This is a genomic window from Comamonas sp. C11, assembly GCF_024496285.1.
Classification (GTDB): domain Bacteria; phylum Pseudomonadota; class Gammaproteobacteria; order Burkholderiales; family Burkholderiaceae_C; genus Comamonas; species Comamonas testosteroni_F.
Genome location: NZ_CP101743.1, coordinates 4251145 through 4268800, shown reverse-complemented (window position 1 = coordinate 4268800; position 17656 = coordinate 4251145). Strand labels below are relative to the sequence as shown.

General features: G+C 60.9%; 16 protein-coding genes and 1 tRNA gene. 6 read left to right on the top strand and 11 right to left on the bottom strand.

What is annotated here, in order from left to right:
* Nucleotides 1-42 precede the first annotated feature (42 nt).
* The 4 genes from NOX35_RS19505 to NOX35_RS19490 form a co-directional block, all read right to left on the bottom strand.
* Nucleotides 43-201: a hypothetical protein gene (locus NOX35_RS19505; protein WP_193751141.1), complete on the bottom strand. Its 159-nt coding sequence runs from the start codon at nucleotides 199-201 to the stop codon at nucleotides 43-45.
* Between the two features lie 12 nt (nucleotides 202-213).
* Entirely contained in the window at nucleotides 214-750 is a 537-nt protein-coding gene (locus NOX35_RS19500; protein ID WP_059441086.1) for a hypothetical protein, read from the bottom strand.
* A gap of 520 nt (nucleotides 751-1270) precedes the next feature.
* The gene (locus tag NOX35_RS19495; RefSeq protein WP_256494426.1) at nucleotides 1271-1603 is read right to left on the bottom strand and encodes a hypothetical protein; all 333 of its coding nucleotides are present in this window, start codon (nucleotides 1601-1603) and stop codon (nucleotides 1271-1273) included.
* Between the two features lie 193 nt (nucleotides 1604-1796).
* A tRNA-Leu gene (locus NOX35_RS19490) sits at nucleotides 1797-1881 on the bottom strand.
* Nucleotides 1882-1921: 40 nt separating this feature from the next.
* Here NOX35_RS19490 and cysM point away from each other — a divergent pair.
* From cysM to NOX35_RS19475, 3 genes are all read left to right on the top strand, one after another.
* Complete coding sequence (gene cysM, locus NOX35_RS19485) at nucleotides 1922-2827, top strand: cysteine synthase CysM (protein WP_003078715.1); 906 nt, start codon at nucleotides 1922-1924, stop codon at nucleotides 2825-2827.
* A gap of 197 nt (nucleotides 2828-3024) precedes the next feature.
* Nucleotides 3025-3648 carry an NUDIX domain-containing protein gene (locus tag NOX35_RS19480; protein WP_182283750.1) on the top strand — a complete coding sequence of 208 codons (624 nt, stop codon included), beginning with the start codon at nucleotides 3025-3027 and terminating at the stop codon, nucleotides 3646-3648.
* Nucleotides 3649-3716: 68 nt separating this feature from the next.
* On the top strand, nucleotides 3717-3944 hold the full coding sequence (locus NOX35_RS19475) for a sulfurtransferase TusA family protein (protein ID WP_003052800.1): 228 nt from the start codon (nucleotides 3717-3719) through the stop codon (nucleotides 3942-3944).
* Between the two features lie 70 nt (nucleotides 3945-4014).
* On the opposite strand, the gene galU is transcribed toward NOX35_RS19475, so the two are convergent.
* The 6 genes from galU to NOX35_RS19445 all read right to left on the bottom strand — a co-directional run bounded on the left by galU (nucleotide 4015) and on the right by NOX35_RS19445 (nucleotide 10982).
* Nucleotides 4015-4902, bottom strand: coding sequence for a UTP--glucose-1-phosphate uridylyltransferase GalU (gene galU, locus NOX35_RS19470; RefSeq protein WP_003069120.1), 888 nt, complete (start codon nucleotides 4900-4902; stop codon nucleotides 4015-4017).
* 71 nt (nucleotides 4903-4973) lie between these two features.
* Nucleotides 4974-7889 carry a valine--tRNA ligase gene (locus NOX35_RS19465; protein ID WP_256494424.1) on the bottom strand — a complete coding sequence of 972 codons (2916 nt, stop codon included), beginning with the start codon at nucleotides 7887-7889 and terminating at the stop codon, nucleotides 4974-4976.
* Between the two features lie 344 nt (nucleotides 7890-8233).
* Nucleotides 8234-8884, bottom strand: a complete 651-nt coding sequence (locus NOX35_RS19460) for a VOC family protein (protein ID WP_256494423.1) — start codon at nucleotides 8882-8884, stop codon at nucleotides 8234-8236.
* Nucleotides 8885-9078: 194 nt separating this feature from the next.
* Nucleotides 9079-9654 carry a YceI family protein gene (locus tag NOX35_RS19455; RefSeq protein ID WP_182283747.1) on the bottom strand — a complete coding sequence of 192 codons (576 nt, stop codon included), beginning with the start codon at nucleotides 9652-9654 and terminating at the stop codon, nucleotides 9079-9081.
* An 82-nt stretch (nucleotides 9655-9736) separates the two neighbouring features.
* Nucleotides 9737-10300 (bottom strand): YceI family protein, encoded by a 564-nt coding sequence (locus NOX35_RS19450; protein ID WP_182283746.1) that lies wholly within the window; start codon nucleotides 10298-10300, stop codon nucleotides 9737-9739.
* Between the two features lie 133 nt (nucleotides 10301-10433).
* Nucleotides 10434-10982 (bottom strand): cytochrome b, encoded by a 549-nt coding sequence (locus tag NOX35_RS19445; RefSeq protein WP_256494422.1) that lies wholly within the window; start codon nucleotides 10980-10982, stop codon nucleotides 10434-10436.
* Nucleotides 10983-11503: 521 nt separating this feature from the next.
* Between NOX35_RS19445 and NOX35_RS19440 the strand changes: the two genes are divergently transcribed.
* The 3 genes from NOX35_RS19440 to NOX35_RS19430 are packed head-to-tail and all read left to right on the top strand — an operon-like array spanning nucleotide 11504 to nucleotide 16165.
* Entirely contained in the window at nucleotides 11504-14311 is a 2808-nt protein-coding gene (locus NOX35_RS19440; protein WP_182283744.1) for a xanthine dehydrogenase family protein molybdopterin-binding subunit, read from the top strand.
* Complete coding sequence (locus tag NOX35_RS19435) at nucleotides 14311-14880, top strand: (2Fe-2S)-binding protein (RefSeq protein WP_003052822.1); 570 nt, start codon at nucleotides 14311-14313, stop codon at nucleotides 14878-14880. The genes NOX35_RS19440 and NOX35_RS19435 overlap by 1 nt, the downstream gene beginning before the upstream one ends.
* On the top strand, nucleotides 14873-16165 hold the full coding sequence (locus tag NOX35_RS19430; RefSeq protein ID WP_256494421.1) for a cytochrome c: 1293 nt from the start codon (nucleotides 14873-14875) through the stop codon (nucleotides 16163-16165). The genes NOX35_RS19435 and NOX35_RS19430 overlap by 8 nt, the downstream gene beginning before the upstream one ends.
* A 163-nt stretch (nucleotides 16166-16328) precedes the next feature.
* Here the strand turns inward: NOX35_RS19430 and NOX35_RS19425 are convergent, their stop codons facing one another.
* On the bottom strand, nucleotides 16329-17639 hold the full coding sequence (locus NOX35_RS19425; protein WP_256494420.1) for a heme biosynthesis protein HemY: 1311 nt from the start codon (nucleotides 17637-17639) through the stop codon (nucleotides 16329-16331).
* Between the last annotated feature and the right edge of the window lie 17 nt (nucleotides 17640-17656).

The window sequence follows — 17656 nt, the reverse complement described above, 5'->3', positions numbered from 1 at the left end:
AAGCCCGCATGCTTGCGGGCTCTCTTGCGGGTTGTAAACCGATCAGTTCGTCTTCACGGCTTCAACAAGGTTTTGTGTCAGCGCTTGTGCGCCGTGTTGCGCGACGGCCTTGTCGAAGGCACCAGACAAGACACGTAGTTCCGCTGCATGTTGGTTGGCGATTCTCACGAATGCTTCGGATTGATGTGTAGTGTTTTGCATAGTGTGCCTCTTTCAGGTTGCGGATCTCAGGACCAGCCAGCGACCTTCTTTGCTGGCTACTAGAGAGGAGTTATCGGGATCTTCCTTGATGAACGACATCAGCGTCATCAAGAATTTCAATTGATCATTGTCGCGACCAAACAATTTCAAAGTGTCCGCAGCATGACTCAGTCGAGCATTGTACGCGCCAACGGTTGCCGCCTTGTAAGCGGATACCGCAGTAGCAATGGCCTCATAGTTGTCTTCTTGAATCAGCGACTCTATCTCTGGAGATAGGGTCACCTTAAGCAATTTCAACCACTTGCCGTTCATTTGCCCGCGATGAGACAGAACCAGCTCGCACGTTGCGGCAGCGATGTTGCTATCACCAACGAACACGCCGTAGGGGATAACCTCATGCTGCTCCTGTTTGTTGGAAGTCAGCGAGCAATGAATCCAGTTCAACTTACGCTCTACTTCCTCAGGGAAGCAGTCATGTGTCTCCGCCTCTTCCCGCCACTTTTTCAGAGTTGCTTGGTAGGAGGCCTCATCAAATTGTCTAAATTCCATCTCTAGTTTCAAGTTGTTTCGCCGAGTGTATGGGCAGTTAGTACCTTGTGTAACTAGATATATATACAGTGCCGCGTTTTATTCACGGATGACATGTCAATCTTTCACATCTTGATATGTATTGTTTGTATTTATGCTTCACTTTCTGTGGTTTATGTATTTATAAAAATCAATAACTTATGGGGAGTTTTTGATCTTATTTGGCATCTGATTTGTGAGTTCACCCACGAAGAAATCCGATGATGCAAAGTTGCAAATATCATGAGCCGATCTTCTTCGCCTGGGATGGTCCGTATAGGGTATGACTCGCGTAATGGGCTGCGCAACATTTCAAAAAGGCGCAGGGGAGCGTGCAACACTTGTCGGGCCTGGCCCGAAGTACACAAGCCCGTCATCAAGGGTGACCACAAGCATCCATCCGGGGTGAACTTCTTCTGTGACGTAGTCGCTGGCGTTGCCGGGCAGGATGCGCTCATTGGGAAAGCCATATCGTCCGGGCGTGCGCAGCAGGGTTGGGTGACTAGGGCTGTGCATCGTACGTGCGCCCCAGTGCTGGCCCGGGCACGCACCACCAGCTTTGTCCTATGTGTCGATGGTCGACATTCCACTCTTGTCCACTCAGTCGCAGGCCGCCGCCATTGATCAATTTGAGGTGGCAGTGCTCAAGCGGCTTGATCAGCTCCGGCACAGTGGGTGCATCTGGTCCTGGCAGCAGATAGGCCTTGCATAGGGGCATGCCGACCACTGGCGTCTTTGAGTGCATGTACAGCCAGCCATAGACCCCATTGGCCTGCGCGACCTCAGGCGGCAGCCGCTGGCCGTCTTTGTACAGTTGGTAGATGGTGTACCACATACTGCAAATTTATACAGCATTTCTATTTCCCTGTCTTATCGGTGAGCGCTCACATTTTTAAGATTGGCAGCTAGAGGGCAAAAAAAAAGCCTGCGCGATTTGTCATCGTGCAGGCTCTCTTCTTTTCGCTAAAACCGGAACACATGCCGGAACAGTTCCCGGAACGTCTTCAAAAGTTATAGCATTACATCTGTGGTGCCCGGGGCCGGAATCGAACCGGCACGCCTTGCGGCGGGGGATTTTGAGTCCCCTGCGTCTACCAATTTCACCACCCGGGCTTCGCTTAGCGCAGACGCGAATTATGGCACAGTATTGGACATGAAAACTTATTCGACCATCGAACATGCTATCGGTCACACGCCGCTGGTGGCATTGCAACGCATCGGCGCGGATGCCAACCGTGAACGTGCAAACGTGGTACTGGGCAAGCTCGAAGGCAACAACCCTGCCGGCTCCGTCAAGGACCGGCCTGCGCTGTCCATGATCCAGCGTGCTGAAGAGCGCGGCGAGATCAAGCCTGGCGATGCACTGATCGAGGCAACGTCGGGCAACACCGGCATTGCCTTGGCCATGGCAGCAGCCATCAAGGGCTATCGCATGATTCTGATCATGCCCGAGGACCTGTCCATCGAGCGCGCCCAGACCATGAAGGCCTACGGTGCCGAACTGATTCTGACGCCCAAGAGCGGCGGCATGGAATATGCACGCGATCTGGCCGACCAGATGGTGGCGCAGGGCAAGGGGGTGCTGCTGGACCAGTTTGCCAACCCCGACAATCCTCGGGCCCACTATGAAACCACAGGGCCGGAGCTGTGGGAGCAGACGGGTGGTGAGATCACCCACTTTGTGAGTGCCATGGGTACTACCGGAACCATTACCGGCGTGGCCAAGTTCCTCAAGGAAAAGAACCCGAATATCAAGATCATCGGCGCTCAGCCTTCCGAGGGCTCGCGCATTCCTGGCATCCGCAAGTGGCCCGAGGAATATCTGCCCAAGATCTATGACGCTTCTCTGGTCGACGAGCTGGTCTATGTAACCCAGGACGATGCCGAAGACATGGCCCGCCGCATGGCGCGCGAAGAGGGCATTTTCGCGGGCATTTCTGCTGCCGGTGCACTGTGGGTGGCTCAGGAAATTGCCAAACGCGAGCAGAACGCCACCATCGTGTTTGTGGTGTGCGACCGCGGCGATCGCTACCTCTCCACAGGCGTGTTTCCGGCATGAGCAATGTCTTTTGCGTGATAGCGCAAAAGAGAATCAAAGCTCCAAATGACCGTCAGCGCTTATCCATCAAGCGCTGACTGCTATCAATATCAAGAATAGGACTTACGCAAACAAGAATGCAACAGCGGCCTGCCTTCTGAGACAGACGCCTCGCCTGAACCCGTTTTGCGTAAGTCGTGAAGAATACGGAGAGCCTCATGGCTTATGAAGTGCGCTTTTGTTCCAACTGCGCGACGGAGCTGCAATGGATTGTGGCCAGCGAGGACAGCGGTGAGGTACAGCGTCTGCGCTGCCCGAGCTGCGGGTTTACGCATTGGGGCAATCCCACGCCGGTGCTGGCGGCCGTGGTGGAGGGTGATGACGGCCGGGTGCTGCTGGCGCGCAATGCGCTGTGGCAGGAGGGCGTTTTCGGTCTGATCACCGGCTTCATGGAGGCCGGTGAATCGCCTGAAGCAGGTATCTGCCGCGAGGTTCTGGAAGAGACGGGGCTGCGCGTGAAGGCACTGCGTCTGCTGTGCTGCTCGGAGTTTCTGCGCATGAATCAGGTGCTGATTGCCTACCATGTGCGCGTGCAAGGCCGGCCTGAGGATGTGAAGCTTTCTCCCGAGTTGCTGGAATACCGTTGGCAGACGGCCCAGGAGTCGCTGTGCTGGCCTGCAGGCACGGGCTACGCTCTGGCCGAGTGGATCAAGCAAAAAGGCTTCGAGCCACGTTTTGGTGCTTTTCGTCCCGGCCAGAACCCCGAGCCTGACCCTGCCAAATGGCCTGTGCGACGCTGGGGCGAGGATCCGCGCTTTACAGTGGCCCCGGCTCTGGTTTGAGCAAAGACCGCGCTGGCGCTGCCAGCGCCCGGTTTTTCTACAATCGGTGCTGACGAGGAATCCACCCCATGCACGTAGACCAAGAAGTTGATACCCGCGGCCTGAACTGTCCGCTGCCCATTCTCAAGGCCAAGAAAGCGCTGGCTGCCATGCAAAGCGGCCAATTGCTCAAGGTCGTGGCCACGGATACCGGCTCCATCCGGGACTTCCAGGCCTTTGCCAAGCAGACCGGCAACGAGCTGGTCGAGCAGCAGACGGTTGGTGATGAATTCATCCATATCCTGCGCCGGCGCTGAGAGCATTAGACGCACAAAAGGCCTGCGTTTGCAGGCCTTTTGTCATCAGAGCGGCTTTGGTAGATTTCGCTTATAGGCTCAGGCTCTTGAGGTATTCGCGAAAGCTGTCACCCACATCGGGGTGCTGCAGAGCCAGTTCCACCGTGGCCTCCAAAAAGCCTTCCTTGCTGCCGCAGTCATAGCGCTTGCCCGCATACTGGAAGGCATAGACGGCTTCATGAGCCATCAGCCGTTCGATGGCATCGGTCAGCTGGATCTCGCCACCCACACCCTTTGGCTGGTTGCGGATCTCGTCAAAGATGGCGGGAGTCAGCACGTAGCGGCCGGCCACACCCATGCGCGATGGCGCTTTCTCGGGAGCGGGCTTCTCCACGATCTCGTCGATGCGCATCAGAGGTCCGCCTGCAGGCTCGCCCTTGACGATGCCATAGCGCTTGGTGTGCTCAAGCGGAACTTCCTGAACAGCAAGTAGTGAGCGGCCCTGTTTCTGGAAGGCGGCCGTCATCTGCGCCATCACGCCGGGGCCGCCATTCTCTCCTGTCATCAGGTCGTCGGCCAGAATGACGGCAAAGGGCTCATTGCCGACCAGGGGTTGTGCGCACAGAACGGCATGGCCCAGGCCCAGGGAGCGGGGCTGGCGCACGAACAGGCAATTCATATCGGCAGGGCTGACGCTGCGTACCAGGTCCAGCATGGCTTGCTTGCCGGCATTCTCCAGCTCGTTCTCGAGCTCGTACGAAGTGTCGAAATGGTCTTCGATGGCCCGCTTGCTGCGGCCGGTAACAAAGACCATGTCGCGGATTCCGGCCTCATAGGCCTCTTCCACGGCGTACTGGATCAGCGGCTTGTCCACGACGGGCAGCATTTCCTTGGGTGAAGCCTTGGTGGCGGGCAGAAAACGGGTGCCCAGGCCTGCAACTGGGAACACGGCTTTGCGGACGCGGGTTTGATTGCTCATGTGCTTGTCTGTTCTGGATGGAAAAAAGGCGCAGTTGCCTGCGCCTTGTCGTTGCGAAAGTTTACTAGGGATCAGCCCAGTCTAGCCAGTTGCTCGTTGATGCGGACCAAGGTCGAGCCGAAGTCGGCAAGGCGCTTGCGCTCTTGTTCCAGCACTGCGGCAGGAGCCTTGGCACAGAAGGCCTCGTTGCTCAGCTTGCCGTTGGCCTTGACGATCTCGCCTTCCAGGCGCTTGGCTTCCTTGGACAGGCGGGCCTTCTCGGCTGCCACGTCGATCTCGACAAACAAAGCCAGGCGGATGTCGCCCAGGACGTTGACCGGAGCGGTCTGTGCGGCGGTAGCCCATGCGGCTTCGTCATCGAACACCTTGACTTCGCTGAGCTTGGCCAGGTTCTTGAGCACGTCGGCATTGGCGCGCAGAAATGCCGAATCCTCGGCATTGCCGGCCACGGTGAGCAGCGGCAGGCGTTGAGCGGGCGACACGCCCATCTCGCCACGCAGCGCGCGGCAGGCATCCACCATCTGCTTGATGCGGCCCACGTAGGCGATAGAGGCTTCGTCGATCTTCTCCGGCTGTGCTTCGGGGTAGCGTGCCACGGCAATGGACTCGCCCTTGAGTCCGGCCACGGGGGCGACCTGCTGCCACAGCTCTTCCGTCACGAACGGAATGATGGGGTGGGCCAGACGCAGAATCGCCTCCAGCGTACGGATCAGCGTGCGGCGCGTGGCGCGCTGCTGGGCCTCGTTGCCGGTCTGGATCTGCACCTTGGCGATTTCCAGATACCAGTCACAGAACTCGTTCCAGACGAAGTCGTAAATGGCATTGGCCACGTTGTCGAGGCGGAACTCGGCAAAGCCCTTGGCCACTTCGGCCTCGACTTTTTGCAGCTGAGAGGCGATCCAGCGGTCGGGTTGGCTGAAGTGCATATAACCCGCAAACTCGCCGCCGGGCTGGCATTGCTCCTTGGTGTGAGATGCCAGGCCGCAGTCATGGCCTTCGCAGTTCATCAGCACGAAGCGCGAGGCGTTCCAGAGCTTGTTGCAGAAGTTGCGGTAGCCCTCGCAGCGCTTGCTGTCGAAGTTGATGCTGCGGCCCAGCGAGGCCAGGGCTGCAAAGGTGAAGCGCAGAGCATCGGCGCCATAGGCGGGGATGCCTTCGGGGAATTCCTTTTGCGTGTTCTTGCGCACCTGTGGCGCGGTCTCGGGCTTGCGCAGGCCTGTGGTGCGCTTGTCCAGCAGAGGCTCCAGCGAGATGCCGTCGATCAGATCCACGGGATCCAGCACATTGCCTTCGGACTTGCTCATCTTCTTGCCCTGCGCGTCGCGCACCAGGCCGTGGATGTACACATGCTTGAACGGCACGCGGCCGGTGAAGTGCGTGGTCATCATGATCATCCGGGCAACCCAGAAGAAGATGATGTCGTAGCCGGTCACCAGCACCGAAGAGGGCAGGTAGAGGTTGTAGTCGTCGTCGGCAGCGTCGGTCTGGGCAGGCCAGCCCATGGTCGAGAACGGCACCATGGCCGACGAGTACCAGGTGTCGAGCACATCGGGGTCGCGGGAGAGCTTCTTGCCTGGCGCAACCTTGTCGGCCTGGGCCTGGGCTTCGGCTTCGGTCTTGGCAACGTAGATATTGCCCTCTTCGTCGTACCAGGCCGGAATCTGGTGGCCCCACCACAGCTGGCGCGAGATGCACCAGTCCTGGATGTTGTTCATCCACTGGTTGTAGGTGTTGACCCAGTTTTCGGGCACGAACTCCACCTGGCCCGAGGCCACGGCGTCGATGGCCTTTTGTGCAATGCTCTTGCCCGTGGGGTCCTGGTCGCTGACCTTGCTCATGGCGATGAACCACTGGTCGGTCAGCATGGGCTCAATCACCTGGCCGGTACGGTCGCAGATCGGCACCATGAGCTTGTGCTTCTTGGTCTCCACCAGCAGGCCTTGCGCCTCCAGGTCGGCCACGATGGCCTTGCGGGCCACAAAGCGGTCCATGCCACGGTATTTTTCGGGCGCTTCGTCGTTGATCTTGGCGGTCAGCGTCAGCACCGTGATCATGGGCAGGCCGTGGCGCTGGCCCACCTGGTAGTCGTTCTGGTCGTGCGCAGGGGTGACCTTCACCACGCCGGTGCCGAACTCGCGGTCGACGTACTCATCGGCGATGATGGGGATCTGGCGGCCCACCAGTGGCAGGGTTACAGTTTGGCCGATCAGATGCTTGTAGCGCTCGTCCTCGGGGTGGACCATCACGGCCACGTCGCCCAGCATGGTTTCGGGACGGGTGGTGGCGACCACCAGATTGCCTTCACCGCTGGTCAGCGGGTAGGCGATATGCCAGAGCGAACCGTCTTTTTCCTGATTCTCGACTTCCAGGTCGGACACGGCCGATTGCAGCACCGGATCCCAGTTCACCAGGCGCTTGCCGCGGTAGATCAGGCCTTGCTGGTACAGCTTCACAAAAGTCTCGGTCACCACCCTGGACAGCTTGTCGTCCATGGTGAAGTACTCGCGGCTCCAGTCCACGGTATCGCCCATGCGGCGCATCTGGGTGGTGATGGTGTTGCCGGACTTTTCCTTCCATTCCCAGACCTTTTTGGTGAACTCGTCACGGCCCAGGTCATAGCGGCTCACGCCTTGAGTCTGCAACTGGCGCTCCACCACGATCTGGGTGGCGATGCCAGCGTGGTCGGTTCCGGGAATCCAGGCCGTGTTGTAGCCCTTCATGCGGTGGTAGCGTGTCAGCGAGTCCATGATGGTCTGGTTGAACGCGTGGCCCATGTGCAGCGTACCTGTCACGTTGGGTGGGGGCAGCTGGATGGAGAAGTTGTTGCCTGCAGCGGTAGCTTCGGTACCGGGTTTGCCCGTGCCGCGATAGCCGGCATTGCCGTAGCCGCGCTTTTCCCACTCTGGCCCCCAATGGGCTTCGATGGAGGCAGGTTCAAAAGACTTGGAGAGGCTGTCGAGGCCGGGCTGTTGAATGGTGTCGCTCATGGCTGCGTTACAAGAACTCTGGAAATGAAAACGGCATCCTGAAAAGGGATGCCGTCTGCATGAAAGATAAGGACGGATTGCCAATGATTTTAGCGATCCGATCCAGTGATGAGCGCGGTAGGCCTTATTTCGCCCTTCTGCGCTTATTTATCAGGCGCTTGCAGCTATAAAACCGATACCGATTGAGCTAGCTGCACTTTGAATATGCATGCCCCAGCCAAGGGGCAGCAAGCAAGGCCTGGGGGGGCGGCTCCAACCGCCCCGCAGCGAGGCTGTCGTCCCCCTCCGCCAAGCACAGAGGGTAAGACGCGAGGCCGCTTAGGCATAGCGCCTCAGTGGGGAGCTTACTTGGTGGGAACAAACTCCGGTCGGTCGTTGTTCTGCGGTTTGAGCGGAGCGCTGGACTTGCCTTCGGCACGTTCCTTGCGCCACTGCTGCTTGCGGGCCGTCCACTCGTCCAGGCGTACATGGGCGGTCTTGCTTTCCTTGAGCATCTGCAGCTCGTCGGCCAACTGGGCCGTCAGCTCCAGGCGAATGCCGTTGGGGTCGAAGAAGTAGATGCTCTTGAAGATGTGGTGATCTGTCACGCCCAGCACTTCCACGCCGCAGGCCTGCAGGCGGGCCTTGGTGTTTTCCAACTCCTGCACGGAGTCCACACGGAAGGAGATGTGATTGATCCAGATCGGAGTGTTGGGTGAGGGCAGGGCCGCTTCGTCGTCGCCAATGTCGAAGAAGGCGATGAAGGAGCCGTCCTTGAGGCGGAAGAAGAAATGGGTGTAAGGGCAGTACTCGCCCGTGGAGGGGACGTAGTCGCTCTGAATGATGTGGTAGAGCGGCAGGCCCAGAATGTCCTCGTAGAAGTGACGAGTCTCTTCTGCATCCTTGGCCTTGTAGGCGTAGTGGTGCAGCTGCTGCACGGCGGCAGGTGCGGGCAGCTGGCTCATGTCCGCGCGCCGGGGCTGGGAGTAAACCGGAGTAGGGGCGGCTTGGCTCATGCGATGTCTCCTTCAATTGTGTGAGTGGATTTATTCTACTATTCGTAATTGATTAACCTAAAGTAAATTTTTTAATGAAAGGGATTTGTGTCTGAAGCAGGCCGCAGACGCAAAAAAGCCCGGACCGCTTGCACGGACCAGGCCAAAGAGAGAGCCCGCAAAGGGCTTCACTCGAGAGTCTTTACGGACCTGGATTACTGCTTCACGGCTTCGATCTGCATGACCAGGCGCACTTGCTTGGAGAAGCCATAGGGGATGCCGTAGTCCACGCCCCACTGGGTACGGTCGATGGATGCCTCAAAGTCGCCGCCGCAGACTTCACGCTTTTGCAGCATGGGGCTTTCGTAGCAGGTGAACTTGTTGGCCTTGAGAGTGACGGGGCCGGTCTTGCCCTTGAGCGTCAGATGGCCGGTCACTTCCTTGAGCTTGTCGCCGTCGAAGACAAATTTGTCGGAGACAAACTTGGCGCTGGGGAATTTCTCGGCGTCAAAGATGTCGGCGCTTTGCAGATGCTTGTTGAAAGCGGCGGTGCCGGAGTTCACCGATGTCATGTCCAGCTCGACATCGACCTTGCCGGTCTTGCCTGCCTTGTCGAACTGCACGTTGCCGCTCTTCTTGTCAAAGCGGGCACGGTTGGTCGAGGCGCCAAAGTGATCGATCTCGAAAGTCGCGAAAGTGTGTGTGGGGTCGATGGCGTAAGTGGCAGGTGCTGCCTGGGCAGCAGTGGCAAACAGGGACGCAGCGGCCAGGGCGAACAGGGTGGAACGCATGGTGAATACTCCTTCAGGGATTGGAACTATCAAAACATGAGCTACCAGCGATTGACTATCAAGGGCTGGAGCCGAAAAACGCTTAGAGCTTACCGACGCCGGTCAGAGCCAGCTTGAATTGCACATTGACCTCGTCGGCCACCATGGAGGTGTCCTTCCAGTCACCGTCGCCGATCTTGAAGTTCAGGCGCTTGAGCGCCAGCGTGCCAGCGGCCGTGGTGGTGGCGCCGGACTGGGTCAGCGTCACGGGCAGGCTCACCTTCTGTGCGTTGCCCTTGATGGTCAGCGTGCCGTCCACCTGGAACTTGCCACCGCCCAGAGCCTTGACGGCGCTGGAGTCAAAGGTGGCCTGAGGGAATCTGGCAACGTTGAACCAGTCTGCCTTGGGCAGTTCGGCATCGGTTTCCTTGGCACCCATGGTGGCGCTGCCCGTATCGACGGTGAAATGGATCTTGCTGCTCTCAGGCTTGGCGGCGTCGAAGGCAATCTGGGCGTCGAACTTCTTGAAGTGCCCCTTGAGCGGCACGCCCATCTGCTTGGCTTCAAAGTTGACGGCGCTCTGCGCAGGCACCAGGGCTTGAGCCGCCTGGGCAGCAGTGCCCATGAAGGCGGTGGCGATCAGTGCGGAGGAAAAAAGGACTTTCATCAAAAACTCCTTGTGATGAACATACAAAAAACTCAAAAACCGGTGCGCCTTGAAGGTGCGAGACAGCGAGCAAGCGCCGCCGCGCAGCAAAGCTGTCGTCCCCTGGGGAAGCGGCGGGGCCGCTCAGGGGGGACTATTTCCCCGGAATCATGCGTGACAGCAGTCCGTCGCGGTCAATGATCTGATGCTTGATGACGGCTGCGATATGCATCACCACCAGAGCCGCCAGCGCATAGGCCAGATAGCCATGCCAGGGCTTGAGCGCTTCGGCCAGTTCGGGGCTCTTGCTCACCAGGTCGGGCAGAGGCAATTGACCGAACAGCACGATGGGAAAGCCTGCTGCCGAGCTGTACATCCAGCCCACCAGCGGGATGGCAAAAAACAGCGCATACATCAGGTGATGCACGCCATGGTGGGCCACGCGTTGCCAGGCGGGCATGGTGCGGGTGACGGCTTCGGGCAGCTCCGGCGGCCGGTGGGTGATGCGCCAGACCAGGCGCAGCACGGACAGGATCAGAATCGTCATGCCGGCCCATTTGTGCCAGTTGAAGTACTTGAGGCGTGTGGGCGAGAAAGGCAGCCCCGTCATATAGAGGCCAAAGGCGAAGATGCCTATCAGTGCCAGGGCCAGAACCCAGTGCAGGGCGATGGCGGTACCGGTATAGCGGGGGCTTGAATTCATGGAAACTGCAATCAGAAAGTGCGGGTTGCGGGCGCTGGGGCCTGCTGAAATTGATATGCAGTGTATGAAGCGGGGAATGCAAAAAGGTTCAGCAGGATTGAGGGCTCGATTCAAAAAAGCTGAATGCCCGAGCCAAAAAGCTCTGGCTTCTACAAGGTTCTCGAGCATCCTGTACAGAGCGAAGTGGGCGCATGCCGTTTTGCACGACAAGCATCAATGAAGGAAGTTGGCATTGATGAACATCAATTTTCCGAGTATTTAACTTGTGAATTTAGGCGGCGAAAAATCATGCAAGCCGCTGTTTCTATACTCCGCGCCTCTTAGTCTTTTAAAAGACCAAAGCGTGGCGGACGGCCAAGGCTGGCGATATGTGGGCAGAAATGCCGACAACAACTGCAGCCGTTATCACCTGCTTTTTGACTCTCGGACGCATACAACGTTCGGGAATACATAGTCATCTAGCGATGTGCCCACGCCAGTCCTTGTTGTTGCTGTGCGCATTGCAGCAAGGAGTTGGAACCGTGTCCAAACTGGACTTGAATCGGCGCAGTTTTCTGAAGGCTGCCGCCGCCATGGGCGTGATTGCGAGTGTGCGCCCGGTCAAAGACGCGCTTGCGGAATTGATAACGCCCGCCAGCGGTCAGGAGACCCACTGGATCAATGGCAACACGCTCAACTACCGCCGCGACGGCATGGCCAAGGTCACCGGGCAGAAGGTCTTTGCCATCGACCTGCGCGCCAGAGACATGCAGGGCTGGCCCGCGCAGCAGTCGCACGCGCTGACCATTCATATCCCGCGCGCCGACCGCATCTACGAAGGCCTGGATCTGTCGGTGCTGGGCAGCGACTACCAGCCCGATGTGCTGATCGACGCCGAGTCCCTCGCCGCCGACGGGGTAGGAATGCCCGAGCCGGGCTTCTACGGCGAGTTCTTCGTCAGGAAGGGCCAGGTTTCGCCCATGCTGGGCCACCCGGTGGCCGTGGCCATCTGGCACGACTACGAGAAGTTCCGCGTGGCCAACCAGCGCCTGCGCTTCAATGACGCGATCTTCCGCTTCGGAGCCGAGGCTGCCCAGCCGCCGCGCGCACCCTATGTGGCCGCGCGCTATGTACGCGTGCAAGGCGAGGACGGCTATGGCGAGGACAGGTTCTCGCCCATGAAGAACACCGTCATCTGGCCTCAGCTCGATGAAAAAGGCGTGCACTGGCCCGACAGCAGCCACCCCGCCTTCGGTGCGCTGATGGGCGAGTCGGCCCGTATCCAGGCCGAGATGAAACAGCCCAAGGACGGCTTGCGCGCGTTTGCACGCAAGTACTACAGCCAGTCCATCGAGCATGTGGCCATGGAAATGGAAAACGGCCTGGCCTGGTATGAGCAGGGCAGCGGTGCACTGCACATGGTCGCCGCGAGCCAGGCGCCCTACGGCACGGCCGAGCATGTGATGCACATGCTCAAGGACAGCAAGCTGCCGCTGAACCAGCTCGACTACATCAGCTCCTACACCGTGGGCTACGGCCAGAAGGAGCACCATCCCTTCCCGTTCTACGTGGCACTGGCGTCGCTGTACGCCCAGGGCCGCCCGGTGCGGCTGGCGCTGGACCGCTGGAAGCATTTCCAGTTCGCCCTCAAGCGCCATCCCTTCGACGTGGAGACAGCGATCTCGGTGGACAAGGACGGCAAGTTCCACGCGCTGACCTGCCACATGGTGGGCGACGGCGGCGGCGTGACCAACTTCAGCCCCTCGGTGGGCACGGTGGCGGTGACGGCGGCGCAATCCATTTACTACTTCCCCGAGAGCGACCTGTCGACCGAGGTCTACCCCTCCATCGGCGTTACGGCCGGCTCCATGCGCGGCTACGGCACGGTGCAATCCATGGCCTATACCGAGATGCTGGTCGATGAGATCGCCCAGGAGATCGGCCTGGACGCCATCGAGCTGCGCCGGCGCAATGTGCTCAAGAGCAGCATGAAGAACACCCAGGGTGCCTCGCCCTCGGGTCATCTGCGCATAGGCGAGATCCTGGACATGGCCGCCAAGGACCCGATGTGGATCGAGCGCGCCAAGCGCAAGGCCGACTTCGAGGCGGCCAACCCCGGCCTGCGCTACGGCATAGGCTTCGGTGCCGTGCAAAAGGACTTCGGCACGGGGGCGGAGGCCTCGATCGCGCAGCTGGAGATCACGCCCGAGGGCCGCATCAAGATGCGTCACATCGCCACCGAGATCGGTACCGGCAGCACCACGGCGCAGCTGGTGGCGGTCGAGCCCTTCCTGGGGCGCCCGGCGGACGACGTGGACTTCGCGGTGAACCACTGGGACAACCTGCCGCTGCATACCAAGGACGAGCCTTACACCACGCCCCAGGCCAAGGAGGACGAGCTGGCGCGGGATCCGACCTGGACACCGCGCCTGGTGTCGCCGGTATCGGCATCGAACTCGGCCTACTACTTCCGCCACGCCACGCAACAGGCGGCGCAACTGCTGCTCAAGCTCTGCCTGTGGCCTGCGGCCCAGTCAATCTGGTCCGGCAAGGAGGGGGGGGGGCAGATGCTGCCCAGCACCGTCACCGAAGACATGCTGGAGTGGCGTGAACGCATGCTCGTGGCCGAGGGCCTGGAGCCGCTGAGCCTGGAGCGCCTGGCTGCCCGCGCACACGAGTTGGGCATCGTGACCGGCGTCTGCGTGCACGCCTTCAATCGCTGGGCCTGGGCCAAGGCCGACTTCACGGTCGAGGGCAGGAAGTTCCAGGCCATGATCGACGCCCTGTCCGTGCAGTACGGCAAGGGTGCGAGCGAGGCTAGGAAGGCCGCGATGAAATCCGGCGGCTATGCCTTCATCGCACGCGACAGGGTCTATTACCCGCCGGTGCAGCGCACCAATGCGGGCACGGTGTACTACGCGCCCTGCGCCACCATGGTGGAGCTGTCAGTGTCCCCGGGCACGGGCAAGGTGAACCTCCTCTCGCACAAGACCTGGCTGGAATGTGGCACGCAGATCGTGCCCGAGCTGGTCTCCGGCCAGATCCAGGGCGGTGTGGCCATGGGTATTGGCCATGCACTGTACGAAGACCTGCCGCGCCACGAGACCGGCCCCGGCAACGGCCAGTGGAACCTGAATCGCTACCACGTGCCGCGCGCCAGCGAAGTGGCTGTGTGGAAGGCCGAGGGCGTGGTGCTGCCGCCGCTGTCGCGCACCGATCCGCCCAAGGGCATGGCCGAGGTGGTGATGATCCCGGTGGTCGCCGCCTGCGTCAACGCCATCGCCCATGCCACGGGCAAGCGCTTTCATGCGACCCCCGTGACCCCCGACAAAATCAAAGAGGCACTGTGATGCAGGACCGTATTCAATTCTCCGCCACCATCAATCGCAAACAGGTAGGCCCCGTCGACGTTCCCAAGGACTTGATGATGATCGAGTTCCTGCAGGAGTACGCGGGCATGAACGGCACGCGCCTGGGCTGCGGCCAGGGCGTGTGCCGCGCCTGCACCATCATCGTCGACGACCCTGAAAAAGGCTCGATCACCGTGCCCGCCTGCGTGACCGGCGTGACCTGGCTCAACGGCAAGACCATTCGTACCGTGGAAGGCATTGCCTCGGTGGACGACAAGGGCGTGGTCCATCCCTCGCCGGTGCAGAAGGCCTTTCTCGAGCACTACTCCTTCCAGTGTGGCTACTGCACGCCCGGTTTCGTGAACTCGGCCACCGTGCTGGTGGAAAAGCTCCAGAAGCACCCCGTGCCCGCCGATGAGGTGGAAAAGGCGATCGAGGAGCAACTGGAGCCCCATATCTGCCGTTGCACCGGCTATGTGCGCTACTACAACGCCGTGCGCGACGTGATCCTGAAGACGCCGGGCCTGACCACGGGCAAGCGCAGCAAGGAGGTCGTGAACAATGGCTAAGACCTGGATCAAGGGCCTGGGCGCAGCCGCCGTGCTGGGCGTGCTCGTGGCCGGGGGCATGTGCATGTATCTGTACGGCAGCGCAAGCGGCGACGTCCCGCCGGCCACGGTGGACTTTGCCAAACTGGGTCCGCAGGAGTTCGATGCGCTGTACAAGCGTGGCGAGCAGGTGTTCCGCGCCGGTGACTGCGCGGCCTGTCACAGCTCTCCGGTCACGGGTGCGGAGCTGGCGGGCGGTGTGCCCATGGTCACTCCCATGGGAACGCTTTACGGCAGCAATATCTCGCCTTCCAAGAAGCACGGCATCGGCGGCTGGACGGCCGATGATCTGTACCGGGCAGTGGCTGCCGGCATGGCGCCAGGGCGCAAAAACCTGTATCCGGCCATGCCGTATGCCAGCTACCACCAGATCACGCGTGCCGATGTCGATGCGCTCTGGGTGTGGCTGATGAAGCAGCCGGCCGTGGAGGTCGCCAACAAGCCCAGCGAGATGGGCTTCCCGTTCAGCATCCGTCCTGCCGTTGCCATGTGGAATGCGCTCAATCGCCCCGCAGCCAAGGAGTTCGACATGTCGGTGGACGAACTGGTGCGCGGCAAGTATCTGGTGGATGTGCTGGGCCACTGTGCCGAATGCCACAGCCCGCGCACCAAGGCCACCTTCGCCATGGATGGCTCGCGCTATCTCGAGGGCAACACCATCGAAGGTTCCTACGCTCCGGCGCTGACCCCCGATGCCCTGAGCGAGCGCGGCTGGACCAAGGACGATCTGGTCAAGTTCTTCCGTACCGGACTGTCGCCGCAAGGAGTGATGACTTTCCGCATGTCATCAGTGCTCGAGCATTCCACCTCGCGCATGGCGGAGGCCGATGTGCGCGCCATGGCCGCCTATCTGACCCAGAACCGCGAGATGCCCGGGCCCAAGCTCAAGGCTGCCGAGGGGCAGACCAGCGTCAAGGGCGAGAACCTGTACCTGGGCCTGTGCGCGGGCTGCCACGGTGCGCAGGGCCAGGGCCAGCCGCATTCGTCGGTGCCCATGAGCACCAACACCACGGCCATGTTCCCCACGCCTATCAACCTGATCCGCGTGATCCGCGAAGGCGTGCACGAGCGTGACCTGGCCCATGGCGAACGCATGCAGACCATGCCCGGCTATGCCGACAAGCTCAGCAACGAGGAGATGGCCGATCTGGTCAACTACATGCGTCAGACCTGGGGCGGCCGCCCTGGCGACGTGACCGCCGCGCAGGTGGCGGAGCATGTGAAGACCATAGAGCACAGCAAGTAAGTCCAGGCCTGGCCTGAGGCCACGGTCGCTCGCGGCTTGCCGCGGCGGCCGTGGCCTTTTGCTTTGTGCGCATGAAGTCACGAGGGGACTGTGGCCCGAACCGGGGCCGCTCCATGCTGGAGCATCTGGTTTTCAGGTGTTCATGAGCCGGAGCTGAGCGCGCCTATTCGTCCTGCGCCGGATTGTCCGGCAGCACCACCATGGCCTGGGCTGCGAGTTTCCAGGCCATGGCCGAGGCCTCCATATCGCCACGGTGCTCGGCCATCAGCGCCAGGCGCTGCCAGGCACGGGTGCGCAGCTGGGGGTCCTGCAGCTGCGGTGCGGCGCGGGTCAGCAACTGCTGGGCCTTGCCCCAGAGCTCGCGCTGCACGCAGGCCATGCCGGCCAGATATTGCAGGCGCGGCTCGCGCGGGTTGGCATTGGCGGCGGCTTCCATGCGAGCCAACCAGGCTCCATCCAGCTTGCCCAGACTCGATTGCAGCACTTCCACCAGCTTGGGCAGATGGGTTTCCGTGCGCGGTCCGGGCTGGGTCAGCAAATGCTCCCACACCGGCAGCAGCCAGGCGCGCGCCTGCTGGGCTTCGCCACCCAGCTCGATCAGACGTTCCGTGGCAGGGATGGCCACTTCGGGCATGGCACGCTCGTCTTCGTCCAGCGACAGCCAGAACTGCTGCAGTGACGAGGTGTCGCGTGCGTCGCGGATGCTGGCCAGCAGCAGGCCGCGAACCACGCTGGCCGAGGCCGCGGGAGAGAAGGCGCGGTGCTTGGCCAGCAGACGGGCGGTGTCGAGCGCCGCCTGCGTGTCGCCGGAAAGGCGTGCGGCCTTGAGCTTGATGCGCAGGGCAATCGTGCGGCGGCCCGCGCCCAGCGGCAGCTCGCCCAGGCGGCGAATCGATTCGGCGGCATCGCGGTCATCCAGTGCCCAGCGGGCGGCGCGCATCTGAGCGCCTTCGCGAATTTCCATGTCCTGGGTGTTGCCGGGGATGGGGAGTACGTCCAGAGCCTGTTGCCAGTGCTTGTCGCGCAAGGCGGCATCCTGCAGGGCGTGGGAGGCATCGGCGGCGATCAGGTGGGCCGTGGCGTTCAGGCGTTCGCCATAAGGCAGGCCGGCCTTTGCCTCGCGCAGCGATTGCTCGGTGGACAAGGCGGCCAGAGCCGATTTGCGGGCGCGCAAAAAGCGGCCGGCTTGCAGATGCGAGAGCGCTTCAAGCAGGCTCTGGTTCATGCCACGCTCTTTTTGCTGCATGCGCCAGCGGCGTGCCTGGTGCGGCATCTGCAGCAGCACTGCCAGGGCGCGCAGCGCGGCATAAAGCAGCACGAAAGCCAGAACGAGAAGAACCAGGGCAAGGTTCAGCGACATGTCCACCCGGTAGGGCGACCAGAACCAGGTCACCGAGCTCTGGTTATTGCCGGCAAACAGTGCCATGGCCACGGCCACGGCAAACAGACCCATCAACCACAAGGCGGCGCGCATCTCTGTGTCCTCCTCGA